The sequence below is a fragment of the Stenotrophomonas sp. 05L414_2 genome, assembly GCF_056397905.1.
The window spans coordinates 1-7,119 of record NZ_JBFTOJ010000192.1 but is presented as its reverse complement, the minus strand read 5'-3'; the positions used below and the strand labels follow the sequence as shown (position 1 = coordinate 7,119).

3 protein-coding genes are annotated in these 7,119 nt (G+C 66.0%); all 3 read left to right on the top strand.

The window, feature by feature from the left end:
* Window positions 1–8 precede the first annotated feature (8 nt).
* The 3 genes from AC1DJN_RS19320 (at window position 9) to AC1DJN_RS19310 (ending at window position 6,949) form a co-directional block, all read left to right on the top strand.
* Entirely contained in the window at window positions 9–4,985 is a 4,977-nt protein-coding gene (locus AC1DJN_RS19320; protein ID WP_478039835.1) for an NAD-glutamate dehydrogenase, read from the top strand.
* Between the two features lie 199 nt (window positions 4,986–5,184).
* Entirely contained in the window at window positions 5,185–5,958 is a 774-nt protein-coding gene (locus AC1DJN_RS19315) for an NAD kinase (protein WP_025876850.1), read from the top strand.
* A 46-nt stretch (window positions 5,959–6,004) separates the two neighbouring features.
* Complete coding sequence (locus AC1DJN_RS19310) at window positions 6,005–6,949, top strand: 5'-nucleotidase (protein WP_033831508.1); 945 nt, start codon at window positions 6,005–6,007, stop codon at window positions 6,947–6,949.
* Window positions 6,950–7,119 lie beyond the last annotated feature (170 nt).

Sequence of the window (7,119 nt, the reverse complement as noted above, 5' to 3'; positions counted from 1 at the left end):
GCTCTGCCATGAAACCGCAAAAAACCGCAGCCAAGACCGTGAAAAACAAAAGCAAACCAGTTGAGTCGGAGGTCGCAGTGACCGCTGGTTTCTCCCTGGAGCCGGTGTACACGGCCTTGCGCAAGCGTTACCCCGCGGCCGCCCAGGCCGAGGCAGTGGCATTCGCAGCCGATTTCTACAAGCGCATGGAGGCCGACGAGTTCCCCCATCACAGCGCTGAGGAGTGGGCCGCGCTCGCAGCCGAAACGCTGGAATTCGCCCGTGCCCGCAAGGCCGGCAAGGCCAATGTCCGCGTGTTCAATCCGACGGCGAAGGCCAACGGTTGGGAATCGCCGCACACCGTGCTGCAGATCATCAACGACGACATGCCGTTCCTGGTCGACACCGTGACCATGTCGCTGGCCGAGCATGGCGTGGGCGTGCATGTGCTGGGCCACCCGGTGCTGCATTTCACCCGTGACAAGGCCGGCAAGCTGACCAAGGTCGGCGAGGGCCAGCTGGAATCGGTGATGCTGCTGGAGATCGACCGCCAGCCGGCCGAAGCCATGGCAGACATCGAGCAGGCCATCAACAAGGCACTGGATGAAGTGCGCGCCATCGTGCGCGACTGGCAGCCGATGCAGGACAAGGCGCTGGCGCTGGCCGACGACCTTGGCAGCCGCCAGCTGCCGGTCGACGCTGCCTCGCGCAAGGAAGCACAGGAATTCCTGCGCTGGGCCGCCGACAACCACTTCACCTTCTTCGGCTACCGCGAGTACCGCGTCGAGAAGCAGGGCAAGGAAGACGTGCTGGYGCCGCTGAACGACACCGGCCTGGGCCTGATGCGCGGCAAGGACAAGTCCGCTGCACGTCCGGTCAAGACCCTGGCCGCGCAGGGCCTGAACACCACGTCCGGGCTGAAGGACGCGCTGATCCTGACCAAGACCAATGCCCGTTCGCGCGTGCATCGTGCCGGTTACATGGATTACATCGGCGTGCTGGAATTCGACGCCAAGGGCAGGATCATCGGCGAACAGCGCTTCCTCGGCCTGTTCACCTCCAGCGCCTACAACCGCCGCCCGTGGGAAATCCCGCTGGTGCGCCAGCGCTACGAACACGTGATGAAGCAGTCCGGCCTGGCCGGCTCCAGCCATAGCGGCAAGGCCCTGCGCCACATCCTGGAAACCCTGCCGCGCGAAGAACTGTTCCAGTCCAGCGAGGACGAACTGTTCCGCACCGCGATGGGCGTGCTGGGCCTGCAGGAGCGCGTGCGCAGCCGCCTGTTCCTGCGTCGCGACAAGTACAGCCGTTTCATTTCCGCGCTGGTCTACCTGCCGCGCGAGCGTTTCAACACCGACGTGCGCCTGCGCATCGAAGCGATGCTCAAGGAAGCGCTGCACGGGGAGTACGTGGACAGCTCGGTGGTGCTGGGTGAATCGCCGCTGGCCCAGGTGCACCTGATCGTGCGTCCGAAGCCGGGCGAAATGCTCGATGTCGACACCGCCGAACTGGAACAGAAGCTGGCCCAGGTGCTGCGCAACTGGCAGGACGACCTGCGCGAAGCGCTGGTCACCCGCCATGGCGAAGCCGAAGGCCTGCGCATTGCTGCGCGTATCGGCAAGGCGCTGCCGGCGGGTTACATCGAAGACAACAGCACCGCCGTTGCCGCCAACGATGTCAGCCAGCTCGACGCGCTGACCGGTCCGGACGACCTGCGCCTGAGCCTGCAGGCCGTGCCGCGCGAATCCGGCGATGGCCTGCGCCTGAAGCTGTATCGCCAGCTGGATGACATCCCGCTGTCGGACGCGCTGCCGATGATGGAAAACATGGGCCTGCGGGTGATCGCCGAGCGTCCGTACCGCCTGTCGGTGGACAACGCGCCGGTGTACGTGCAGGACTTCGAGGTAGAGTCGACCGCTGGTGCGATCGATGCGGCCAGCGTCGATGAAGCCTTCGGTGAGACCTTTGCCCGCGTCTGGCACGGCGATGCCGAGAACGATGGCTTCAACCGCCTGGTGCTGGCTGCCGGCCTGCACTGGCGCCAGGTCGCCATGCTGCGTGGCTACTGCAAGTACCTGCTGCAGACCGGCGTGCCGTTCTCGCAGGCTTACGTCGAAGGCACCTTCACCCGCTACCCGTTGCTGGCACGCCTGCTGGTGGAACTGTTCGAAGCCCGCTTCGATCCGGCCACCGGCCATGAAAGCAAGGAAGACATCGCCGCCGGCCAGGCGCAGCTGAAAGCCCACCTCGAGGTGCTGGCTGCCGGCGACGAGGCCACCCTGAAAGTGCTCAAGACCGTGGTCGACGCCCGCAAGGGTGACCGCGATGCGCAGATGCAGGCCGCGCGCGAAGCGCTGCTGAAGCTGATGGACCGCGTGTCGAGCCTGGACGAGGACCGCATCCTGCGTTCCTTCATGGGCGTGATCGATGCGACCCTGCGCACCAGCTACTACCAGACCGATGCCAATGGCCAGCACGGCCATGTCATCAGCTTCAAGTTCGATTCGGCCTTGGTGCCGGACCTGCCCAAGCCGCGCCCGTACCGCGAAATCTTCGTGTATGGCCCGCGCGTGGAAGGTACCCACCTGCGCTTCGGTGCCGTCGCCCGTGGCGGCCTGCGCTGGTCGGATCGCCGCGAAGACTTCCGTACCGAAGTGCTGGGCCTGGTCAAGGCGCAGATGGTCAAGAACACCGTCATCGTGCCGGTCGGCGCGAAGGGCGGCTTCTTCGCCAAGATGCCGCCGGTGAACGGCGATCGCGATGCGATCTTCGCCAACGGCGTGGCGTGCTACAAGCTGTTCATCCAGGGCCTGCTGGACATCACCGACAACATCGTCAACAACAAGATCGTGCCGCCGGTGGATGTCGTGCGCCATGACATGGACGATCCGTACCTGGTGGTGGCCGCCGACAAGGGCACCGCGACCTTCTCCGACATCGCCAACGGCCTGGCCATCGCGCACGGCTTCTGGATGGGCGATGCGTTCGCCTCCGGCGGTTCGGTCGGTTACGACCACAAGGGCATGGGCATCACCGCGCGCGGCGCATGGGAGTCGGTCAAGCGCCACTTCCGTGCACTGGGCCGTGACAGCCAGACCCAGGACTTCACCGCGGTTGGCGTCGGCGACATGTCCGGCGACGTGTTCGGCAACGGCATGCTGCTGTCGCGCCACATCCGCCTGGTCGCTGCGTTCGACCACCGCCACATCTTCCTGGACCCGAACCCGGATGCAGCGACCACGTTCGTCGAACGTGAGCGTCTGTTCACCGTGCCGCGTTCGAGCTGGGCGGACTACGATGCCAAGCTGATCAGCAAGGGCGGCGGCGTGTATCCGCGCAGCCTGAAGTCGATCGAGATCACCCCGCAGGTGCGTGAAGCGCTGGGCCTGGACGAGAACGTCAAGGCGCTGTCGCCGAACGATCTGATGAGCGCGATCCTGAAGGCACCGGTCGACCTGCTGTGGAACGGCGGCATCGGTACCTACGTCAAGGCCGCCAGCGAGCAGCACAGCGATGTCGGCGACCGCGCCAACAACGCCCTGCGCGTGAATGGTGGCGAGCTGCGCTGCAAGGTGGTGGGCGAGGGCGGCAACCTGGGCATGACCCAGCTGGGCCGCATCGAAGCTGCCCAGGCCGGCGTGCTGCTCAACACCGACTTCATCGACAACTCGGCCGGTGTGGATACCTCCGACCACGAAGTCAACATCAAGATCCTGCTCAACGATGTGGTGCGGGCCAAGAAGCTGACCGTCGAGCAGCGCAACAAGCTGCTGGCGTCGATGACCGACGAAGTCGCCGCGCTGGTGCTCAACGACAACTACCGCCAGAACCAGGCGCTGAGCCTGATGGAGCGGATGGCGGTCAAGCGCCTGGGTTCCAAGCAGCACTTCATCCGTACCCTGGAACAGCAGGGCCTGCTGGATCGCCAGATCGAGTTCCTGCCGTCCGATGCCGAGCTGTCCCAGCGCAAGGCACGCGGCCAGGGCCTGACCCGTCCGGAACTGTCGGTGCTGCTGTCCTACTCCAAGCTGGTGGCGTTCGCGCAGCTGCTGGATTCGGACATCCCGGAAGATCCGTACCTGTCCAAGGAACTGCAGCGCTACTTCCCGACCCCGCTGCAGAAGAAGTACGCCGACGCGATGGAGCGTCACCGCCTGAAGCGCGAAATCATCGCCACGGCCGTGACCAACCAGACCATCAACCGCATGGGCGCCACCTTCCTGATGCGCATGCAGGAAGACACCGGCCGCTCCATTGCCGAGGTCGCCAAGGCCTACACCATCAGCCGCGAAACGCTGGACGCACGCGCGCTGTGGGCGCAGATCGATGCCCTCGACGGCACGCTGCCGGAGTCGGTGCAGATCGACGCGCTGGAAGTGATCTGGAAGCTGCAGCGTTCGTTCGTACGCTGGCTGCTGTCGCGCCCGGGCCCGATGCCGGGCATCACCGAGGCGGTCAACCGCTACCAGGGTCCGTTCAACGACATCCGTGTTGCTTCGGGTGTGCTGCCGGATTCGCAGCGTCCGACCTACGAAGCCCTGGYGGCCGAGTGGAAGGAAAAGGGCCTGCCGTCGGCGCTGRCACAGCAGCTGGCCGAACTGCACTTCCTGGAACCGGCGTTCGACATCATCGAACTGGCCCGTACCCGCAAGCTGAAGCCGGTGGATGTCTCCAAGATCCACTTCCGCCTGGGCGACGCCCTGCAGCTGCCGTGGCTGTTCGAGCAGATCGACGCGCTGGAGGTCAACGGCCGCTGGCACGCGGTGGCACGTGGCGTGCTGCGCGACGAACTGGCCGCACACCACCGCAGCCTGGCCGGCCAGGTGCTGGCCACCAAGGGCAGCACCGCTGAAGCCAAGGTGGCCGCGTGGATCGGTCGTGACGACAGCAGCCTGCGCTTCACCTTGGCGATGCTGGCCGAACTGGCCGAGCAGAAGACCCTGGACTACCCGACCGTTTCGGTCGCGGTGCAGCGCCTGGGTCAGCTTGCTGCCCACGGCGCGTAAGTGATGTAGTGCCAGGCCACGCCTGGCATGCGTGAACCGGAACGGCCCCGCGAAAGCGGGGCCGTTTTTTCTTGCGGACGACCGCTGGGCATGGCCCGGCGCTACCGATGTACGGCGGAGCAGGTAGCGCCAGGACATGCCCGGCGAGCGCAGCGGCGCTCGGTTATGCTCTCCACCGAGCCTTCCCCCGGATCCACCGATGAGCGACACCCCCCGCATCGCTTTCCTGGCCAGTACCACCGAACCTGCACAGATGGCCCGTGCGGCGATGGTCTCGCGCTATGGCGACCACGCCCCGGACCAGGCCGACGTGCTGTGCCCGCTCGGCGGCGATGGCTTCATGCTGCAGACCCTGCATCGTCACGGACACCTGGGCAGGCCGGTATTCGGGATGAAGCTGGGCACGGTGGGTTTCCTGATGAACCAGTACCGCGGCGACGACGACGTGCATGCGCGTATCGCCCGTGCCGAGCCGGCCCACCTGCGCCCGCTGGAAATGATGGCGCTGACCGAATCGGGTACCACCACCGGGTCGCTGGCCTACAACGACGTCTCGCTGCTGCGCCAGACCCGGCAGGCGGCGCATATCGGCATCGACCTCAATGGCCAGGAGCGGGTGGGTGAACTGATCGGCGATGGCGTGCTGGTCGCCACCCCGGCCGGAAGCACCGCCTACAACTATTCCGCACATGGGCCGGTACTGCCGTTGGGCTCGCACACCATCGCCCTGACGCCGCTGGCCCCGTATCGCCCGCGGCGCTGGCGCGGCGCCATCCTCAAGGCCGACACCGAAGTGCGCTTCCGCGTGCTCGATCCCTACAAGCGTCCGGTCAGCGTCACTGCCGATTCGCACGAGACCCGCGATGTGGTCGAAGTGACGATCCGTGAGTCGCGCGAGCACCGGGTGACCCTGCTGTTCGACCCGGAGCACAACCTCGAAGACCGGATCCTGAGCGAACAGTTCGTTTTTTGACGACAATAGGCGGCCGGCACTGCCGACCGCTTGAAGGACCCCACCGATGGGCGACAACTCCCCCCGTTTGCTGACCGTCGCGGTGACCTCGCGTGCGCTGTTCGACCTGGAAGAAAGCCATGCGCTGTTCGAAAGCGATGGCGTGGCCGCCTATGCCGAGTACCAGCGCCAGCACGAGGACGACATCCTCGGTCCGGGCGTGGCCTTCCCGGTGGTGCGCAAGCTGCTGGCGCTGAACCAGGGCGCCAGTCCCGAGAACCCGCGCGTGGAAGTGATCCTGCTGTCACGCAACTCGGCCGATACCGGCCTGCGCATCTTCAATTCCATCCAGCACTACGGGCTGGGCATCATCCGCGCGACCTTCACCGCCGGTGAGCCGACCTGGCCGTACGTGAAGCCGTTCGGCACCGACCTGTTCCTGTCGGCCAATCCGGAATCGGTGCGCAGCGCGCTTCGCCATGGCATCGCCGCGGCGACCATCCTGCCCAAGCCGCCGGGTGAGACCGCTGCCGCTGCCGCCGACCAGATCGACATCACCCGCCCGGCCGGGCAGCTGCGCATCGCCTTCGATGGTGATGCGGTGATCTTCGGGGACGAGAGCGAGCGCATTTCGCGCGAGCAGGGCGTGGAAGCCTTTGGCCGGCACGAACGCGAGCGTGCACGCGAGCCACTCAGTGGCGGTCCATTCCGCGGTTTCCTCTCTGCGCTGCACACGCTGCAGGAAGTGTTCCCGGCCGGCGACAGCGCGCCCATCCGCACGGCGCTGGTGACCGCACGTTCTGCACCGGCGCATGAGCGGGTGATCCGCACCCTGCGCGAATGGGGCGTGCGCCTGGACGAGGCGCTGTTCCTAGGGGGGCGGCACAAGGGCCCGTTCCTGCAGGCGTTCGGTGCCGATATCTTCTTTGACGATTCGCAGCACAACATCGACAGTGCGCGTGAACACGTAGCCGCCGGCCACGTGCCGCATGGTGTCGCCAACGAAGGGTGATGCTTGCCCCGGTAGTTGCCAACCTTGGTTGGCACTTCTTTGTATCGGCGCCCACCAAGGTGGGCATCTACCAGAGCAGCGCCCACCAAGGTGGGCATCTACCAGAGCAGCGCCCACCAAGGTGGGCATCTACCAGAGCAGCGCCCACCAAGGTGGGCATCTACCAGAGC